A 16,995-nucleotide genomic window follows, 5' to 3' on the forward strand; every position below is an offset into this window, starting at 1 on the left:
GACCTCCGTGACCGCCTGCTCGTCCAGCGGGTGCAGCGGCTGGTCCGTGGTGGACAGCAGCGTCTCCGGGGTCGCCTCCCGGCCCAGCAGATGCATCCCCCGGTCCCGGGGGATGAAGGGGGGCGGCCCCCCCTTTACACGCGCATCGGCTGCGGGGACTCCCGGCGTGCCGGGTCGGGGCCGTCGTACTCCCGGATGACCTCGTACCGCGTGTTCCGCTCCACCGGCCGGAACCCGGCATCCCGGATCAGGTCCAGCAGATCCTCACGCGTCAGCTTCTCCGGCGTACCGAAGCCGTCCGCGTCATGCGTGATCTTGTACTCGACGACCGACCCGTCCATGTCGTCCGCCCCGTGCTGCAGCGCGAGTTGCGCCGTCTGCACCCCGTGCATCACCCAGAACACCTTGACATGCGGCACGTTGTCGAACAGCAACCGCGACACCGCGAACGTCTTCAGCGCCTCCGCCCCCGTCGCCATCTGCGTCCGCGCCTGGAGCCGGTTGCGTACCTTGCCGTCCTTCATGTCCACGAAGTCGTGCTGGTAGCGCAGCGGGATGAAGACCTGGAAACCCCCGGTCTCGTCCTGGAGTTCACGCAGCCGCAGCACGTGGTCCACGCGGTGGCGGGGCTCCTCGATGTGCCCGTACAGCATGGTGCACGGGGTCTTGAGCCCCTTCTCGTGCGCCAGCCGGTGGATCCTCGACCAGTCCTCCCAGTGGGTCCGGTGGTCGACGATGTGCTGCCGCACCTCCCAGTCGAAGATCTCCGCGCCGCCGCCGGTCAGCGACTCCAGCCCCGCGTCGATCAGCTCGTCGAGGATCTCGGAGGCGGACAGCCCGGAGATGGTCTCGAAGTGGTGGATCTCGGTGGCGGTGAACGCCTTGAGCGAGACGTCCGGCAGCGCGGCCTTCAACTCCCGCAGCGAACGCGGGTAGTAACGCCACGGCAGATTGGGGTGCAGCCCGTTGACGATGTGCAGCTCGGTCAGGTTCTCCGGCTCCATCTCCTTGGCGAGCTTCACCGCCTCCTCGATGCGCATCGTGTACGCGTCCTTCTCCCCCGGCTTGCGCTGGAAGGAGCAGTAGGCGCAGGAGGCGGTGCACACGTTCGTCATGTTGAGGTGGCGGTTGACGTTGAAGTGCACGACGTCGCCGTTCAGCCTCGTCCGCACCTCGTGCGCCAGCCCGCCCAGCCAGGCCAGGTCGTCCGACTCGTACAGCGCGATGCCGTCCTCACGGGTCAGGCGTTCGCCCGCCCGGACCTTCTCCTCCAGCTCGCGCTTGAGCCCGACGTCCATGCCGCTCCTCTTTTCCTCGACCTCTCCGGCCTTCTTCAGGCAGACCCGTCCCACCGTACGCGCCGCCTACTGCACCTCTTCGGGCAGCTCACCGACGCGGTTCTCCCACTTGGTGGAGAGCACGATCGTCGTACGAGTACGGGAGACGCCCTTGGTGCCGGACAGCCTGCGGATGATCTTCTCCAGTCCGTCCACGTCGGTCGCCCGCACCTTGAGCATGAAGGAGTCGTCGCCGGCGATGAACCAGCAGTCCTCGATCTCGGTGAGGTCCTTCAGCCGCTGTGCCACGTCCTCGTGGTCGGCGGCGTCGGAGAGCGAGATGCCGATCAGGGCGGTGACCCCGAGGCCGAGCGAGGCGGCGTCCACGGTGGCGCGGTAGCCGGTGATGACTCCGGCCGCCTCCAGCCGGTTGATGCGGTCGGTGACGCTGGGTCCCGACAGGCCGACGAGGCGCCCCAGCTCCGCGTAGGAGGCGCGGCCGTTCTCCCTCAGCGCCTGGATGAGCTGCCTGTCCACCGCGTCCATTCGAATCGAGCCTTCCACTGAAGAGGTACGAAAATGTCTGAAAAGGGTGGTGCTGTCGTGCTGTGTCGTGGGCCGACGTGCTCAGTCGGTGCGGGAAGCGCCGCCGAGTTCGCCCTTCCAGCGGCGGTAGAGGCGGTGCTCGACGCCCGCCGCGTCGAGGACGCGTCCGGCGACGAAGTCCACCAGGTCCTGGATGTGGGTCGCCCCCGCGTAGAAGGCCGGTGAGGCGGGCACCACGGTCGCGCCCGCGTCGTCCAGCGTCACCAGGTGCCGCAGGGTCTGGCCGTTCAGCGGGGTCTCCCGTACGGCCACCACCAGCCGGCGCCCCTCCTTCAGGGTCACGCTCGCCGCCCGCTGCAACAGGTCCTTGGACAGCCCGAGCGCCACCCCGGCCACACAGGCCGTGGAGGCGGGCACGATCAGCATGCCCTTGCTCGGGTACGACCCCGAGGACGGCCCGGCCGCGAGGTCCCCGGCGGCCCAGTGCCGTACTCCGTCGAGGTCGACGGTGAAGGTGTCCGGCTTTCCGTCCGCGCCCCGGGACAGCCATTCCCGCAGGTCGTCGCGCCAGTGGGCGTCACGGAAGGCGATGCCGGTCTCGTCCAGGAGGGTGAGCCGGGAGGCCCGGCTGACGACGAGGTCGACGCTCTCACCGGCGGCGAGCAGGGCGCGCAGCACCGAGGCGGCATACGGGGTGCCGGAGGCGCCGGAGACCCCTACGATCCAAGGCGTAGGCCGCGTCTGTCCTGGCTTGACTGGGTTCACAACACCGAGCCTATCGGGAGTCACAGGGCGGGAACCGGCCGAGGGGGCCGGGCGTTCCTCTGAGAGAACGGCTCCACGGCGGGGGGTGGAAGATGTCGGGTACGTGTCCGCAGTGGTCGCGGGGCGACCGGGCCATGGCCGCGGCCAAGCTGATGGCGGGCTGGGTGGCGCTGCTGTGGCTGCTCGAAGTGATCGACGTGGCCGCCGGGCACGCCCTGGACGAGTACGGCATCGTGCCGCGCATCCCGTCCGAGCTGGCCGACATCCTCCCGGCCGCGTTCCTGCACTTCGGGTTCGCCCATGTGGCGGCGAACAGCGTGCCGTTGCTGGTGCTCGGCTTCCTGGCGGCGCTCGGGGGCATACGCCGGTTCCTCGCCGTCTGCGCGCTGATCGTCGTGGCCGACGGTCTGGGGGTATGGCTCATATCCCCGGCGCACACCAACACGGCGGGCGCCTCCGGCCTGATCTTCGGCCTGTTCGGCTACCTGGTGGTCAGCGGCTTCGTGGAGCGCCGTCCGCTGGGCGTGCTGGTGGGCGTCCTGGTGGCCGCGGTCTGGGGCGGCTCGATCCTCGCGGGCCTCGCGCCCACCCAGTCCGGCATCAGCTGGCAGGGTCATCTGATCGGCCTGGCGGCGGGGGTAACGGCGGCCTTCCTCCTCCGCCGCCGCCCGGCGGAACCCCGGGAGCCGGTCCCGTGAAGGCCGCGACGCCTTCTTGACATCTCCAACGGCTGTGGGGCGGCTGTCGGTTCCTGATCGGCGTGTGAGATGTCGCCCAGCCCGTCGGCCTGTCGTGGCGCCCGCCGGCGGCCCATACTTCGGGACCTGACGAGTCGACGGAGGAGGGGGCACGATGAGCGCTGCGGCAGCAGGAACCTGGAGGCTCGGGGACCTGGAGGTGAACCGCATCGGCTACGGCGCGATGCGGCTGACGGGCAACGGCATGCTCGGCAACTCCGACGGCGGGCCGATCGACCGCGATGCCGCCGTCGCCCTGCTGCACAGCGCGTTCGAACAAGGCGTCGACCACATCGACACGGCTGCCTTCTACTTCTCGCCGCTGCGGTCCGCGAACGAGCTCATCAACCGGGCCCTGTCGACCTGGCCCGGTGACGTGACCGTCGTGACCAAGGTCGGCCCGGCGCGCGACGCCTCCGGCGAGTGGATCGCCGGCGTCCGCCCGGACCAGCTGCGCGGCCAGGTCGAGGAGAACGCGCGGCAGCTCGGCCGGGACCACCTGGACGTGGTGAACCTACGGGCCGGCGGCCTCGGCACCGATTCGGTCGCCGAACACTTCGGCGCCCTTGCCGAGCTGCGCGAGGCGGGCCTGATCCGTCATCTCGGGCTCTCCGCCGTGCGGCCGGAGCACGTGGCGGAGGCCCGGACGATCGCACCGGTGGTCTGCGTGCAGAACGCCTACGGCCTGGACTGGCGCCGGGCCGACGAGACCGGGCTGGTGGACCTGTGCGCGGAGCTGGGCATCGCCTTCGTCCCGTTCTTCGCGGTGTCCGGCCGGCGGCGCGAGGCGGCCGCGGAACGGGAAAGGGACGCGCGTGTCCGGTCCGTCGCCCGCGCCCACGCCGCGACACCGGCCCAGGTGCGGATCGCCTGGACCCTGCACCGCGGGCCGCACGTGCTGGCCATCCCCGGCACGGCGAACCCGGCGCACCTGACGGAGAACATCGCCGCCGGACGCCTCCGCCTGACCGCCGAGGAACTGTCTCTTCTCGACGGGCCGGCCCTTCAACCCCGCCCGCTCACACGGTGAGCCCGCGCACCAGCAGGTCGAGCAGGGCGCAGACGAACAGGGCGATGCCGATGAAGCCGTTGACGCTGAAGAAGGCGCGGTTGAGGCGGGTCAGGTCGGTCGGGCGGACGATGGTGTGCTCGTAGACGAAGGCGCCGGCGACGATCAGCAGGCCCAGCCAGAAGAAGGCACCGGCGTCGGTGAGCACCGCGTACCAGACGAACAGGGCCGTGGTGACGGCGTGGCAGACGCGGGCGCCCCATACGGCGGCCGGGATGCCGAAGCGGGCCGGGACGGACTTCACGCCGATCTCGCGGTCGGAGTCGACGTCCTGGCAGGCGTAGATCAGGTCGAAGCCGCCGATCCAGATGCCGACCGCCAGACCGAGGACCACCGCGTCCCAGGACCAGGTACCGGTGACGGCAAGCCAGCCGCCGACCGGTCCCATGGCCTGGGCGAGACCGAGGATGGCCTGCGGGAAGTCGGTGAACCGCTTGCCGTACGGATACACCACCATCGGGATCACGGCGACGGGCGCGAGGGCGAGGCAGAGGGGGTTGAGCAGGGCCGCCGCGCCGAGGAACACGGCCAGGGCGATCAGGGCGCCGGTCCAGGCGTGCCGGACCGACATCGCGCCGGTGACCAGCTCCCGGTGCGCGGTGCGCGGGTTACGGGCGTCGATCTCCCGGTCGATGATCCGGTTGGCGGCCATGGCGAAGGTCCGCAGGCCGACCATGGCGACGGTGACCAGCAGCAGCCGGCCCCAGTGGATGTTGCCGTCCCACTCGTACATCGCGGTGAGCGCGGCGATGTAGGCGAAGGGCAGTGCGAACACCGAGTGCTCGATCATGACAAGGCGCAGAAAGGCCCTGGTGCGTCCGGGTTGCGAGGCCGGTCCCGGCTCCACCACCCCGTCGGCTGTGGTCATCATGCGAGGCTCCCGAGGAACGCGTCGAGGTCGGCGAGCAGCGCGGCCACGGGCAGCGGGCCCGTCTCCACGGTCAGCGGCTTGCCGGCGTCGTCGGGCGGGGTGACGTACGCGGTGAAGGCGCAGGTGCCGGCGGCGTCCGGGCGGGCGTCCAGCCGCAGCACCGAGCCGCCGTCGACGGTGAACGGGCCGTCGTCGGCGGCCAGTCCGGCGCGCAGCCGCCGCGCGAAGTCGGCGGGTTCCGCGTCGCGCACGCCCGGCAGTTCGAAACCGTCGCCCTCGCCGCCGTGCTCGAAGAGCACGGCCCAGGTGTCACCGGCGCCCGCGAGTTCCTCCGGCGTGACGCCCGCCTCCTCGGCGGCGCGGCGCACTCCCTGGTCGCCCGGGTCGAGCTCGGGGCGCACCAGGGCCACGTAGTCGGTGTCGGTGCCGATGAACAGCGCCGGACCGCCGACGGCAAGGGCACTCACAGTCCGTACTCCTTCCAGCGGCGGTCGACCTTCGCCGCCGTCTCGGGGTCGGACTCCACCATGTCGGGCCAGCCCCCGTCGCGCGTGTACCCCTCCTCGGGCAGCTTGCGCGTCGCGTCGATGCCCGCCTTGCCGCCCCAGAACTGCTGGTAGGAGGCGTGGTCGAGATGGTCGACGGGACCTTCGACGACGGTGAGGTCGCGGGCGTAGTCGGTGTTGCCGAGGGCTCGCCAGGAGACCTCGTGCAGGTCGTGGACGTCGCAGTCGGCGTCGACGACCACGATCAGCTTGGTCAACGACATCATGTGGGCGCCCCAGATGGCGTGCATCACCTTCTGGGCGTGTTTGGGGTACTTCTTGTCGATCGAGACGATCGCGCAGTTGTGGAAGCCGCCGGACTCGGGGAGGTGGTAGTCCACGATGTCAGGGACGATGATCTTCAGCAGCGGCAGGAAGAAGCGTTCGGTCGCCCGTCCCAGCGGCCCGTCCTCGGTGGGCGGCCGGCCGACGACGATCGACTGGAGCAGCGGCCGCTTGCGCATCGTCACGCAGTCGATGGTGAGCGCGGGGAAGGGCTCCTGCGGGGTGTAGAAGCCGGTGTGGTCGCCGAACGGCCCCTCGGGCAGCATCTCGCCCGGCTCCAGCCAGCCTTCCAGTACGACCTCGGCCTGCGCGGGCACCTGGAGCGGCACGGTCCTGCAGTCGACCATCTCGATCCGCTTGCCCTGCACGAACCCGGCGAACAGGTACTCGTCGATGTCCCCGGGCAGCGGCGCCGTGGACGCGTACGTCACGGCCGGCGGGCAGCCGAAGGCGATGGCGACGGGCAGCCGCTCACCACGCCGGGCGGCGACCTGGTAGTGGTTGCGGCTGTCCTTGTGGATCTGCCAGTGCATGCCGATGGTGCGCTTGTCGTGGCGCTGGAGCCGGTACAGGCCCAGGTTCCGGATGCCGGACTCCGGGTCCTTGGTGTGGGTGAGCCCCAGATTGAAGAAGGAGCCGCCGTCCTTGGGCCAGGTGAACAGCGCCGGAAGCCGCTCCAGGTCCACGTCGTCCCCGGTGAGCACGACCTCCTGGACGGGCGCGTCCTGGGACTTCACCTTCTTGGGCGGCACGTGCGTCATCGCGCCGAGCTTCCCGAAGGCCTCCCGCACCCCGACGAAGCCGTGCGGCAGCTCGGGCCGGAGCAGCCCGCCGATCTTGTCCGAGATGTCCGCGTACGACTTCAGTCCCAGCGCCTTCAGCAGACGGCGGTCGGTGCCGAACACGTTCATCGCGAGGGGCATGCTGGAGCCGCGCACGTTCTCGAAGAGCAGGGCGGGACCGCCGGCCTTGTTCACCCGGTCGACGATCTCACCGACCTCCAGATACGGGTCGACCTCGGCCTTGATGCGCTTGAGGTCGCCCTCGCGCTCCAGCGCCCTGAGCAGGGAGCGAAGATCGTCGTAAGCCATGCGGTCAAGTATCCCCGAGCGGTTACCCTGGCCCTGTACCGCCCACCGCTTTCGCTGGAGAGGCCCCATGCTGCGGGTGCTGATGTTTCTCGTGCCACTGGCACTGAGCGTGTACGCGTTCATCGACTGCATCAGCACGCCGGACGAGGACATCCGTCATATGCCCAAGCCGTTCTGGGCGCTCCTCGTGCTGCTGTTCCCGCTCGTGGGCTCGATCTCCTGGCTGATCGCCGGCAAGAAGCGGCACCCCGCGGGCGCGGGCGGCTCCATCGGTTCCCCCTGGAGCCGGGGCGGCCGTCAGCAGTGGGTGGCGCCGGACGACAACCCCGACTTCCTCAAGTCCCTGGACGAGGACAAGGACGACAAGCCGGGGGACGGCGACCGCGGCAGCGGGGGCTGACCGGCCCCGCCGGCGTCAGCGCAGGCGGGACGACGACAGGATCGACAGCAGATGCGCCGGGACCATCACCCAGGTGATGACGGCGAGCGCGGCCAGGGTCCAGCGGGTGGGGTCGATGCCGTCGGTCAGTGCGTCGGCGACGGCCGCGGCGAGGAGGACGAGGGACGCCTCGATGCCGTTGGTCACGCGGTGGATCTTGAACGCGGCGGCGATGCGGCGGACCGTGGCGACGCCCTGTGAGCGGGGGCGGGTCGACTCGTCGTCGGCGACGGTCAGGCCGCGGCGGGCGCGGGCGACGTCCACCAGGTCGGTGGAGGCCTTCAGCAGGACGACGCCGAGGGCGGTGGCCACGCCGACCGACAGCCAGCCGCCGACGCCCGACTCGGCGGCGCGGTAGCCGGCGCCCGCCATCAGCGCCGCGTCGGCGAGATAGGCGCCGAGCCGGTCGACGTAGATGCCGGCCGCGCTGTTCTGGCCCTTCCAGCGGGCGACTTCGCCGTCCACGCAGTCGAAGAGCAGGAACAGCTGCATCAGGATCACGGCGAGGACCGCGCCGGTCAGGCCGGGGATCATCAGCGCGGCGCCCGAGGCGACTCCGCAGACCACCATGGTCCAGGTGAGCTGGTCGGGGGTGACCGGGGTGCGCACCAGGTGGCGGGTGGTGCGCAGGGAGATCTTCCGCATGTAGAGCCGGCCGGCCCAGTGCTCGCCGTTGCGGCTCTCCATCTTGGCCTGCGGCTGGCAGACCTCCCGCAGCTCCTCCAGTACCGGAGCACCCATGTCGTTCCTCCCAGGCCCAACTGCCGTCCGCGCGACGGTGATCGGGTCAGCGTACCCAGGCGGTGCGGCGCGCCCGACGGGGTCGTCGGCGGGGGACACTGGGCGCATGGACGCGATCGATGCGGTGACCGCCCGCGCCTGGCTCGCCACGGCCCTGGCGGAGGCCCGCGCGGGGCTGGAGGAGGGCGGGATTCCCGTCGGTGCGGCGCTGTACGGTGCCGACGGTTCCCTGCTCGGGCGGGGCCGCAACCGCCGTGCAGGACGGGGATCCGTCGGTGCACGCGGAGACCGCCGCCTTCCGCGCGGCGGGACGGCAGCGGTCGTACCGCGGTACGACGATGGTGACCACGCTGTCCCCGTGCTGGTACTGCTCCGGCCTGGTCCGGCAGTTCGGCATCTCCCGGGTGGTGATCGGCGAGGCCGCCATCTTCCACGGCGGGCAGGACTGGCTGGCGGAGCAGGGGGTGGAGATCGTGCTGCTGGACGATCCGGAGTGCGTCGCGATGATGCGGGAGTTCGTCGCACGTTGTCCACAGCTGTGGAACGAGGACATCGGGGCGTGACAGCCGAAGGCCGGTTCCCGTGACCCGTGTCGCGGGAACCGGCCTTCGCGGGGGCCCGGTGCGTCAGAAGCCCGCCGACTGCAGCACGCCCAGGCCGACGTCGGCGTAGGAGTGCTTGCCGGAGACGAAGATGTTGACGCCGTAGTAGTTGAACAGCCAGCACCCGAAGGCGGCCAGCGCCAGGTACGCGGCCTTGCGGCCCTTCCAGCCGGCGGTGGCGCGGGCGTGCAGATAGCCGGCGTAGGCCACCCAGGTGATGAAGGACCAGGTCTCCTTGGGGTCCCAGCCCCAGTAGCGGCCCCAGGCGTCACCGGCCCAGATGGCGCCCGCGATGATCGTGAACGTCCACAGCGGGAACACGGCGGCGTTGACGCGGTAGGCGAACTTGTCCAGCGAGGAGGAGGCGGGCAGCCGCTCCAGGAACGAGGTCGCGAAGCTGCCGGGCTTGCCGCCGCCCGCGAGCTTGTTCTCGTACGAGTCCTTGAACAGGTACATCACCGTGGTGATCGCGCCGACGTAGAAGACCGCGCCGCACAGGATCGCCGTGGAGACGTGGATGTACAGCCAGTACGAGTGGAGGGCGGGAACCAACTGGTCGCTGGCGGTGTACAAGACAGTGACGGCGAGACCGAGATCGAGGAGGACCGAGGTGGTCAGGAACAGGCCGATCCAGCGCACGTTCTTCTTCAGCGCCAACAGCAGCAGGTACACGCCGACCGCGGTGGTGGAGAAGGTGATGTTGAACTCGTACATGTTGCCCCACGGCGCCCGCTCGACGGACAGCGCGCGCGTGAGCACCCCGCCGAACGCGAGGAGGAACGCGAGCACGGTGAAGGACACGGCGATACGCCCGTAGAGGTCGCCCTTCTCGTCCCCGCCGTGCGCCCCGGGCCCGTCCGGCACGTCACGGGAGCCGCTCGCGGCCCGTACGACGACCTTCGGCCGGTCCAGTACGGCGGTGCCGCCGGCCTTGTTGACCGTGACGGCCGGTGCCGTCCTCACCGTGGCCGCCTTCGGCGTGAGCGCGGCGGCCGTACGGCCGACCTTGCTACGGCTGCCGAAGAGCCACTCCGTGATGTACGCGAAGAAGGCGAGGGTGTAGATCGCCATCGCGGAGTAGATCAGTACGTTGCTGATCTCCGCGAGGTTCTCGTTGGTCGCGGCGGCGAGAGTCACTCCTGCTCAGCCCCTTCGGCAGGTACGGCTTCGGTGTCGGTGGGTCCGGATGTCTTCGGGTCGGTCTCGTCCGGGGTGCCGGAGTCGTCGGACTCGTCGGAGTCATCGGAGTTGCCGGACTCCTCGGAGTCGTCGGGTTCCGGCGCCCCCGGCGCCTTGTCGTAGAGGAGTCCGGCGAGGTCGCCGAGCTCCTCGGGGACCTTCGCGGACTCGCTGCGGCCGAGGCCGGCCATCTCGACGACGGTGACGCCGTCGGCGCCGCGCACCGCGCGCACCCACACGCGGCGACGCTGGATGAACAGGGATCCGGCGAGTCCGGCGATCGCGGCGACCGCACCGCCCAGCGCCCAGCCACCGCCCGGCTCCTGGACGATCTGGAAGCCGGCCCACTCCTTGACGCCGTCGAAGGTGACGGTGCCGGCGCCGTTCGGGAGGGTCATGGTGTCCCCGATGGCGAGCTGCTTCTTGAACAGCTTCCCGTCGGAGTCCTTGAACTCCTCCATGTTGGTCTTGTCGAGCTGGTAGATGCTCTGCGGGGTGCCCGCGTCGACGCCGAGATCACCGTGGTAGGCGGAGAGCGCGAGCATCGGGTTGATCAGCGCCGGGAAGACGGAGAGCATCGAGCTGCCCTCGCCCCCGTGCGTGGGCAGGAAGAACGCGTTGAAGCCGAGCTGCTCCCGCTCCCCCTTCGCGTTGCGGTAGCCGTCCATGACCTTGACGGCGCCCGAGGAGGTCACGTTGCCGTCGAGCGGCAGCAGGGCGACGGCCTCCTTGTCCATGACCACCTTGCCGCTCGCGTCCTTCACGGTGAGGACGGGCGCGTAGCCGTGGCTGACCAGGTACACCTTCGAGCCGTCGATCTCGAGGGGCTTGTTGACCTTGACGGTGGTCTTCCGCTCCCCGCCGTACGCGCCGACGCTGTAGGTGAGGTCGGCCTCGTACGTCCGGGGGGTGCCCCGGTTCGGCCCGGTCGGCTCGTAGGTCCCCTTGAAGTCCACGAGGTCGAAGCTGAACGGGTCCAGGTCGTCCTCGGTGAACAGGTTCCCGGAGCGGAAGTCGTCGTACTGGGTGAGCGTGTTGGCGAAGCCGCCGCCCTCGACGATCAGCTTGTTGCCCTCGTACTTGAAGAGCTGCCCCCAGGCGAAGGCGATCAGCATGACGATCAGCGCGACATGGAAGACCAGGTTGCCGACCTCGCGCAGATAACCCTTCTCGGCGGCGACGGCGTCCCCGACGACATGGGCGCGGAAGCGGCGCTTGCGCAGCAGCGCCAGGGCGGCCTCGCGGACCTGCTCGGGTTCCGCCTCGGTGCGCCAGCCGGTGTGCGCGGGCAGCCGGGTCAGCCGCCGGGGCGCGCCCGGCGGGCGGCCGCGCAGCTGGCCCACGAACTGCCAGGTGCGGGGCACGATGCAGCCGATGAGGGAGATGAACAGCAGGATGTAGATCGCGGAGAACCACACCGAGCTGTAGACGTTGAAGAGCCCGAGCTTGTCGTAGACCGGCGCGAGGATGTCGTGCTTCTCGCGGAAGTCGGCGACCTTCGTGGCGTCGATGCCGGTCTGCGGGATGAGGGAGCCGGGGATCGCGCCGAGCGACAGCAGCAGCAGGAGCAGCAGGGCGACCCGCATGGAGGTGAGCTGCCGCCAGAACCAGCGGGCCCAGCCGATGACGCCCAGGGACGGCAGGTTGGGCTGCTCCTCCTGGGGCGCGGTGGACAGCTGGGAGCCGGCGGCGCCCAGGTCCTGGTCGTCGCCGGCCTTCGTGGCGTTGTCTGTCGTGGTGTTGCTCATCGGATCAGATCCCCACAGTGAAGCCGTTGGACCAGGTCTGCATGTGCTGCACGATGATGTCCCACACTCCGGTGAGCAGCAGCAGTCCGGTCGCGATCATCATGATGCCGCCGATGCGCATCACCCAGGTGTAGTGGCGCTTGACCCAGCCGAAGGCGCCGAGCGCCTTGCGGAAGGCGACGGCGGTGAGCACGAACGGCGCGCCGAGGCCGAGACAGTACGCGACCGTGAGGAGGGCGCCGCGTCCGGCGGTGGCCTCGTTGAACGACAGGGCCGTGACGGAGGCGAGCGTCGGACCGATGCAGGGTGTCCAGCCGATGCCGAAGAGGGCGCCGATGACGGGGGCGCCGACCAGTCCGGTCGTCGGCCGCTTGTGGAAGCGGAACTCGCGCTGGGTGAGCCAGGGCATCAGGCCCATGAAGAAGACGCCCATGAGGATCATGAAGACGCCGAGCACCCTGGACAGGACGTCCGACTGTTCCTGGAGGGTCTGTCCGAAGTAGCCGAAGAAGGCGCCGCCCGAGACGAACACGGCCGTGAAGCCGAGGACGAACAGCGAGGCACCGGCCACCATCCGGCCGCGCCGGGCCTCGGCCAGGTCGGTGCCGGAGACGCCGGTGACATAGGAGAGGTAGCCGGGGACCAGTGGCAGCACACAGGGCGAGAAGAAGGAGACGAGCCCGCCGAGCACGGCGATGGGCAGGGCGAGCAGCAGCGCCCCGCTGCGCACCGTCTCGCCGGGGTCCGCGGCCAGCATGGACACTCCGGTCACGTCACTTCTCCGCGAGGACCGGGTCGATCATCTTGCGCAGCTTCTCCTCGCTGAGTGCCTGGAGCGAGCGCGCGGCGATCTTCCCGTCCCGGTCGAAGACCAGAGTGGAGGGGACGGCCTGCGGGTTGAGGGTGCCCTTCTCGAAGCGGAGCATCAGCTTGCCGGTCGGGTCGAAGAGGCTCGGGTAGGTGACGCCCTGTTCCTCCTCGAAGGCGCGGGCCGGACCGACGGTGGCGTCACGGGTGTTGATCCCGACGAACTGGACGCCCTCGTCCTTCAGGTCCTGGTGCACCGCCTCGAAGTTCTTGGCCTCGGCGCGGCAGGGCGGACACCAGGAACCCCACACGTTGACGACGACGACCTTGCCCTTGTAGTCGTCGACGTCGAGTTGCTCGCCGTCGACGGTCTTGCCGGACAGGTCGGGGGCGTCGGCACGGTTGCCCTTCTCGACGGTGGCGATGCCGTCCGCTCCGGCGACGTAGCCGGTGTCGCCGCCCCCGCCGGACGTCCCGCCCGAGCCGCACGCGGAGACGAGCAGTGCGGCCGCGACGGCACCGGCGGCCAGGGTGGCGCGACGGCGGACGCGGGTGGCGCGGTGCGAGCTCTGCGGGGCTCGGTTCGAGCGCTGGGGGGCGCGGCTGGCGGCACTCATGTGAAAAGTTTCGCATGCCCGTTCCGGGGATCTTGCGCACCCCCCTGCGCACTCCCGTTGCGGGCGGAAACCCCTATATCAGGCAGGGTCGCCGGTCTCCGTTCCGGCGGTGCCGCCGGTGTCCTTCGCCAACGCCTTCCAGCCACCGGCCGGTTCCTGGCCGACGTCCAGGGTGCGGAGCGCGTCGAGGACCTCGGGTTTCTGCACGTCCAGCCAGTCGGTGAACTGCCGGAAGGAGACGAGCCTCACGTCTCCGCCCTTCTCCTTCTCCCGCGCGATGTGCGCGAGCGCCTTCGCCACGGCGCCCATGTAGATGCCGCCGTTCCACTCCTCGAAGTGGTTGCCGACGAAGAACGGCGCCCGGTTTGTCTCGTACGCCCGCTTGAAACCGGATATATACGCACCGGCGGCCTGTTCACGCCAGCCCGGGTAGTTGTGGGCAGGCGCCTTGGTCGTATTGAGGGACTGGTTGGCGAGCATGTTGTAGTCCATCGACAGGACTTCGAAGGAGCGCCCGGGGAACGGTATCTGCTGGAGCGGAAGGTCCCATATGCCCTGCTTCTTCCTCGGCCAGACCTGCCGTCCGCCGGGCGAGGAGGCGTCGTAGCGCCAGCCGAGCTCCCGGGCGGTGGGCAGCAGTTTGTCCTGGCCGAGCAGACAGGGCGTACGGCCGCCGACGAGTTCCTTGTCGTAGTCGAACGGCAGGGACTCCAGGTCGGTCCATCCGGAGTTGGTACGCCACTCCTTCACGAACGACTTGGCCTGCTCGATCTCGCTGCGCCACTGCCGCGGCGTCCAGTTGCCGACGCTGCCGGAGCCGGCGCAGAAGTGGCCGTTGAAGTGCGTGCCGATCTCATGGCCCTCGAGCCAGGCCCGGCGGAGGTTCTTCAGGGTGTCCTTGATGTGCCCGTCGGTGAGGTAGCCGATGTCGGACGCGCCGCGCGGGTTGTTCGGCGGGTCGTAGAGCCGCTTCTTCGACTCGGGGAGCAGATACACCCCCGAGAGGAAGAAGGTCATGGACGCGCCGTGCTCCTTGGCGAGGTCCAGGAAGCGCGGGAAGAGCCCGTTGCCCACCTCACCGGCACCGTCCCAGGAGAAGACGACGAACTGCGGGGGTTTCTGACCCGGCTCCAGCGGCACGGGCCGCTCCGGCTGGTGGGGCTGCTTGCCGGTGAAGGAAGTCGAACCGTCACCGATCGGGCGGGCCGTCTTCGTCGGCTTCGGCTTCCCGGGCCGGTCCGTGCCCCCCGTACGGGAACCGTCACCGGGTATCGAATCGTCCGAGCCTGTGTCGCCGCCGCAGCCCGCCAGTGAGACGGCGGCAGCGGCACCCGCGCCGAGCCCGAGCATTCCCCTGCGGGAGAGAGCACGCATGGCGTCCCCCTTCGTCACGTCCTCTGGTGGTCACTCATTCAGAGGACATGACGGAGCGGGAGGTTCCCCTCAATTGCGAAGGTTTCGCAACGAAGTGGCGCGCGGCCGTCACCGGATGCGGCTTACGGGCGTTACAACCCGAAGTCCGCAGCGGGCGAGGCGGCTTGGCATGACCCGCCGCCGGAGCCCGCGCCTCGGTGATCACGCCCCGAAGGCCTTGCCCTTCCCCTTCACCGGCTTGGCGCCCGCCAGCAGATGCGCCGGCACCAGGTCACGGGCCGGCTCGCTGTAGCCGACGGAGACGATGCGGTCCCCCCGGTAGGTGAAGGTGGTCAGCGAGGCGAGCGTGCACTGCCGCTTGCGCGGGTCGTGCCACAGCCGCCGCTTCTCGACGTAGGACCGCACGATCCAGATCGGCAACTGATGGCTGACCAGCACCGCCTCGTGGCCGCGCGCCGCGTCCTTGGCCGCGTTCAGCGCGCCCATCATGCGGACCACCTGGTCGACGTACGGCTCGCCCCAGGACGGCTTGAACGGGTTGACCACGTGCTTCCAGTTGGCCGGGCGGCGCAGCGCCCCGTCCCCGATGCCGAAGGTCTTGCCCTGGAAGACGTTCTCCGCCTCGATCAGCCGCTCGTCGGTGACGATGTCCAGGCCGTGCGCCTTGGCGATGGGCTCGGCCGTCTCCTGTGCCCGCTCCAGCGGGGAGGCGCCGACATGGACGATGTCGCGGGGCGCGAGGTGCTCGGCGACCCGGTCGGCCATGCGGCGGCCCAGCTCGGAGAGGTGGTAGCCGGCGAGACGGCCGTACAGGATCCCATCGGGGTTGGCGACCTCGCCGTGCCGCATCAGATGGACGACGGTGACGTCCTCGTTCTCGGCGTGCTTCTCCGGCGTACTCACGCGGTCGCCTCCGCTGCCGCTCGGGCCGCCGCCGGGAGGGCGTCGGCGATGCGCTGGAGGGCCCGCTCGTCATGGGCCGTGGACACGAACCAGGACTCGAAGGACGACGGCGGCAGGTAGACGCCGTTCTCGAGGAGGGAGTGGAAGAACGCGGTGAAGCGGAACGACTCCTGCGCCTTCGCCTCCTCGTAGTTCCGCACCGGGCGGTCGGTGAAGAACACCGAGAACATGCTGGAGGCGTTCTGAAGCGTGTGCGCCACGCCCTCCTTGGTCAGCGCCTCGGTGACGAGCGACCGGATCTGCGCGGAGACGGCGTTCACCTTCTCGTACGCGGCGTCGTCGAGCAGGCGCAGCTGGGCGAGCCCGGCGGCGGTGGCGACGGGGTTCCCGGAGAGGGTGCCGGCCTGGTAGACGGGGCCGGCGGGGGCGAGGTGCGCCATGACGTCGGCGCGCCCGCCGAAGGCCGCGGCCGGGAAGCCGCCGCCCATCACCTTGCCGAAGGTCATCAGGTCGGGGCGGACGCCGTCGACGCCGTACCACCCGGCGCGGCTGGTCCTGAACCCCGTCATCACCTCGTCGGAGATGTACAGCGCCCCGTTGGCGGCGCACGCGTCCTTGAGGCCCTGGTTGAAACCGGGCAGCGGCGGTACGACGCCCATGTTGCCGGGCGAGGCCTCGGTGATCACGCAGGCGATCTCACCGGGGTGCGCGGCGAACGCGGCGTGCACGGCGTCGAGGTCGTTGTACGGCAGCACGATGGTGTCGCCGGCCTGGGCGCCCGTGACACCCGGGGTGTCGGGCAGCGCGAACGTGGCCAGCCCGGAGCCCGCGGAGGCGAGCAGCGAGTCGACATGGCCGTGGTAGCACCCGGCGAACTTGATCACCTTGGTGCGCCGGGTGAAGCCGCGCGCGAGGCGGATCGCCGACATGGTGGCCTCGGTGCCGCTGGAGACGAGCCGCACCTGCTCCAGCGGCTCGACCCGGGCGACCATCTCCTCGGCGAGCGCGACCTCGCCCTCACCGGGCGCACCGAAGGAGGTGCCGCGCGCGACGGCCTCCTGCACGGCGGCGATCACCTCGGGGTGCGCGTGCCCGAGGATCATCGGACCCCACGAGCAGACGAGGTCGACGTACTCACGGCCGTCGGCGTCGGTGAGCCGGGGCCCGGCGCCGGACACCATGAACCGCGGCGTGCCGCCGACGGCGCCGAAGGCACGCACCGGTGAGTTCACACCACCGGGAGTGACGGCCGCGGCACGATCGAACAGCGCCTGCGAGACTGGGGCTTCGTATGCATATGGCAGTTCGCTCATGACCTGCGACTTCTCCGACCTTCTCCGACGTCCCGGTTCTCGCCGGGCTGCGGGTGCGTGTGACGTGTCTCAGGGTAGGCCAGGGG

Annotated in this window: 17 protein-coding genes and 1 pseudogene; 4 read left to right on the plus strand and 14 right to left on the minus strand. The window is 70.2% G+C overall.

Annotated features, from left to right (window positions below):
- Positions 1-134 precede the first annotated feature (134 nt).
- From mqnE to AB0L56_RS29405, 3 genes are all read right to left on the minus strand, one after another.
- Positions 135-1,298: an aminofutalosine synthase MqnE gene (gene mqnE, locus AB0L56_RS29395; protein WP_361030993.1), complete on the minus strand. Its 1,164-nt coding sequence runs from the start codon at positions 1,296-1,298 to the stop codon at positions 135-137.
- A 66-nt stretch (positions 1,299-1,364) separates the two neighbouring features.
- A complete protein-coding gene (locus AB0L56_RS29400; RefSeq protein WP_361030990.1) occupies positions 1,365-1,823 on the minus strand; it encodes an Lrp/AsnC family transcriptional regulator in 459 nt (152 codons plus the stop codon).
- Between the two features lie 81 nt (positions 1,824-1,904).
- On the minus strand, positions 1,905-2,588 hold the full coding sequence (locus AB0L56_RS29405) for a UbiX family flavin prenyltransferase (protein WP_361030987.1): 684 nt from the start codon (positions 2,586-2,588) through the stop codon (positions 1,905-1,907).
- 92 nt (positions 2,589-2,680) lie between these two features.
- Here AB0L56_RS29405 and AB0L56_RS29410 point away from each other — a divergent pair, with 92 nt between their 5' ends.
- Together AB0L56_RS29410 and AB0L56_RS29415 are read left to right on the plus strand one after the other, a co-directional pair.
- Complete coding sequence (locus AB0L56_RS29410) at positions 2,681-3,286, plus strand: rhomboid family intramembrane serine protease (protein ID WP_365428594.1); 606 nt, start codon at positions 2,681-2,683, stop codon at positions 3,284-3,286.
- Between the two features lie 154 nt (positions 3,287-3,440).
- Positions 3,441-4,355, plus strand: coding sequence for an aldo/keto reductase (locus tag AB0L56_RS29415; RefSeq protein ID WP_365428597.1), 915 nt, complete (start codon positions 3,441-3,443; stop codon positions 4,353-4,355).
- Here the strand turns inward: AB0L56_RS29415 and mqnP are convergent.
- The 3 genes from mqnP to AB0L56_RS29430 are packed head-to-tail and all read right to left on the minus strand — an operon-like array spanning position 4,345 to position 7,186.
- Complete coding sequence (gene mqnP, locus AB0L56_RS29420; RefSeq protein WP_365428600.1) at positions 4,345-5,265, minus strand: menaquinone biosynthesis prenyltransferase MqnP; 921 nt, start codon at positions 5,263-5,265, stop codon at positions 4,345-4,347. The two genes, AB0L56_RS29415 and mqnP, sit on opposite strands and share 11 nt — an antisense overlap.
- Positions 5,262-5,732 (minus strand): hypothetical protein, encoded by a 471-nt coding sequence (locus tag AB0L56_RS29425; protein WP_361030975.1) that lies wholly within the window; start codon positions 5,730-5,732, stop codon positions 5,262-5,264. The genes mqnP and AB0L56_RS29425 overlap by 4 nt, the downstream gene beginning before the upstream one ends.
- The gene (locus AB0L56_RS29430; protein ID WP_361030972.1) at positions 5,729-7,186 is read right to left on the minus strand and encodes a menaquinone biosynthesis decarboxylase; all 1,458 of its coding nucleotides are present in this window, start codon (positions 7,184-7,186) and stop codon (positions 5,729-5,731) included. The genes AB0L56_RS29425 and AB0L56_RS29430 overlap by 4 nt, the downstream gene beginning before the upstream one ends.
- Positions 7,187-7,253: 67 nt before the next feature.
- Between AB0L56_RS29430 and AB0L56_RS29435 the strand changes: the two genes are divergently transcribed.
- The gene (locus tag AB0L56_RS29435) at positions 7,254-7,586 is read left to right on the plus strand and encodes a PLD nuclease N-terminal domain-containing protein (protein WP_361030969.1); all 333 of its coding nucleotides are present in this window, start codon (positions 7,254-7,256) and stop codon (positions 7,584-7,586) included.
- Between the two features lie 15 nt (positions 7,587-7,601).
- On the opposite strand, the gene AB0L56_RS29440 is transcribed toward AB0L56_RS29435, so the two are convergent.
- Positions 7,602-8,366 (minus strand): CDP-alcohol phosphatidyltransferase family protein, encoded by a 765-nt coding sequence (locus AB0L56_RS29440; protein WP_365428605.1) that lies wholly within the window; start codon positions 8,364-8,366, stop codon positions 7,602-7,604.
- A 106-nt stretch (positions 8,367-8,472) separates the two neighbouring features.
- Between AB0L56_RS29440 and AB0L56_RS29445 the strand changes: the two are divergent.
- A pseudogene (locus AB0L56_RS29445) lies at positions 8,473-8,929 on the plus strand (nucleoside deaminase).
- Between the two features lie 63 nt (positions 8,930-8,992).
- Here the strand turns inward: AB0L56_RS29445 and ccsB are convergent.
- From ccsB to hemL, 7 genes are all read right to left on the minus strand, one after another.
- Positions 8,993-10,105 carry a c-type cytochrome biogenesis protein CcsB gene (gene ccsB, locus AB0L56_RS29450; RefSeq protein ID WP_361030960.1) on the minus strand — a complete coding sequence of 371 codons (1,113 nt, stop codon included), beginning with the start codon at positions 10,103-10,105 and terminating at the stop codon, positions 8,993-8,995.
- Positions 10,102-11,895: a cytochrome c biogenesis protein ResB gene (locus tag AB0L56_RS29455; RefSeq protein WP_365428609.1), complete on the minus strand. Its 1,794-nt coding sequence runs from the start codon at positions 11,893-11,895 to the stop codon at positions 10,102-10,104. The genes ccsB and AB0L56_RS29455 overlap by 4 nt, the downstream gene beginning before the upstream one ends.
- Positions 11,896-11,899: 4 nt before the next feature.
- Positions 11,900-12,652 (minus strand): cytochrome c biogenesis protein CcdA, encoded by a 753-nt coding sequence (locus tag AB0L56_RS29460; RefSeq protein ID WP_365428696.1) that lies wholly within the window; start codon positions 12,650-12,652, stop codon positions 11,900-11,902.
- A 16-nt stretch (positions 12,653-12,668) separates the two neighbouring features.
- Entirely contained in the window at positions 12,669-13,319 is a 651-nt protein-coding gene (locus tag AB0L56_RS29465; protein ID WP_365428612.1) for a TlpA disulfide reductase family protein, read from the minus strand.
- Positions 13,320-13,397: 78 nt separating this feature from the next.
- On the minus strand, positions 13,398-14,669 hold the full coding sequence (locus tag AB0L56_RS29470; RefSeq protein WP_365428699.1) for a hypothetical protein: 1,272 nt from the start codon (positions 14,667-14,669) through the stop codon (positions 13,398-13,400).
- A gap of 225 nt (positions 14,670-14,894) precedes the next feature.
- Positions 14,895-15,542: a histidine phosphatase family protein gene (locus AB0L56_RS29475; protein ID WP_365428702.1), complete on the minus strand. Its 648-nt coding sequence runs from the start codon at positions 15,540-15,542 to the stop codon at positions 14,895-14,897.
- A gap of 50 nt (positions 15,543-15,592) precedes the next feature.
- Positions 15,593-16,909 (minus strand): glutamate-1-semialdehyde 2,1-aminomutase, encoded by a 1,317-nt coding sequence (gene hemL, locus AB0L56_RS29480; RefSeq protein WP_365428615.1) that lies wholly within the window; start codon positions 16,907-16,909, stop codon positions 15,593-15,595.
- Positions 16,910-16,995: the final 86 nt, after the last annotated feature.

The sequence above is a fragment of the Streptomyces sp. NPDC052079 genome (assembly GCF_040680275.1).
GTDB lineage: Bacteria > Actinomycetota > Actinomycetes > Streptomycetales > Streptomycetaceae > Streptomyces.

What these genes read in the sequence shown, in the direction of transcription:
- mqnE (WP_361030993.1), bottom strand. Translation starts at nt 1,298, where the DNA reads ATGGACGTCGGGCTCAAGCGCGAGCTGGAGGAGAAGGTCCGGGCGGGC.
- AB0L56_RS29400 (WP_361030990.1), bottom strand. Translation starts at nt 1,823, where the DNA reads ATGGACGCGGTGGACAGGCAGCTCATCCAGGCGCTGAGGGAGAACGGC.
- AB0L56_RS29410 (WP_365428594.1), top strand. Translation starts at nt 2,681, where the DNA reads ATGTCGGGTACGTGTCCGCAGTGGTCGCGGGGCGACCGGGCCATGGCC.
- AB0L56_RS29415 (WP_365428597.1), top strand. Translation starts at nt 3,441, where the DNA reads ATGAGCGCTGCGGCAGCAGGAACCTGGAGGCTCGGGGACCTGGAGGTG.
- mqnP (WP_365428600.1), bottom strand. Translation starts at nt 5,265, where the DNA reads ATGATGACCACAGCCGACGGGGTGGTGGAGCCGGGACCGGCCTCGCAA.
- AB0L56_RS29430 (WP_361030972.1), bottom strand. Translation starts at nt 7,186, where the DNA reads ATGGCTTACGACGATCTTCGCTCCCTGCTCAGGGCGCTGGAGCGCGAG.
- AB0L56_RS29435 (WP_361030969.1), top strand. Translation starts at nt 7,254, where the DNA reads ATGCTGCGGGTGCTGATGTTTCTCGTGCCACTGGCACTGAGCGTGTAC.
- AB0L56_RS29440 (WP_365428605.1), bottom strand. Translation starts at nt 8,366, where the DNA reads ATGGGTGCTCCGGTACTGGAGGAGCTGCGGGAGGTCTGCCAGCCGCAG.
- AB0L56_RS29455 (WP_365428609.1), bottom strand. Translation starts at nt 11,895, where the DNA reads ATGAGCAACACCACGACAGACAACGCCACGAAGGCCGGCGACGACCAG.
- AB0L56_RS29460 (WP_365428696.1), bottom strand. Translation starts at nt 12,652, where the DNA reads ATGCTGGCCGCGGACCCCGGCGAGACGGTGCGCAGCGGGGCGCTGCTG.
- AB0L56_RS29465 (WP_365428612.1), bottom strand. Translation starts at nt 13,319, where the DNA reads ATGAGTGCCGCCAGCCGCGCCCCCCAGCGCTCGAACCGAGCCCCGCAG.
- AB0L56_RS29470 (WP_365428699.1), bottom strand. Translation starts at nt 14,669, where the DNA reads ATGCTCGGGCTCGGCGCGGGTGCCGCTGCCGCCGTCTCACTGGCGGGC.
- AB0L56_RS29475 (WP_365428702.1), bottom strand. Translation starts at nt 15,542, where the DNA reads ATGCGGCACGGCGAGGTCGCCAACCCCGATGGGATCCTGTACGGCCGT.
- hemL (WP_365428615.1), bottom strand. Translation starts at nt 16,909, where the DNA reads ATGAGCGAACTGCCATATGCATACGAAGCCCCAGTCTCGCAGGCGCTG.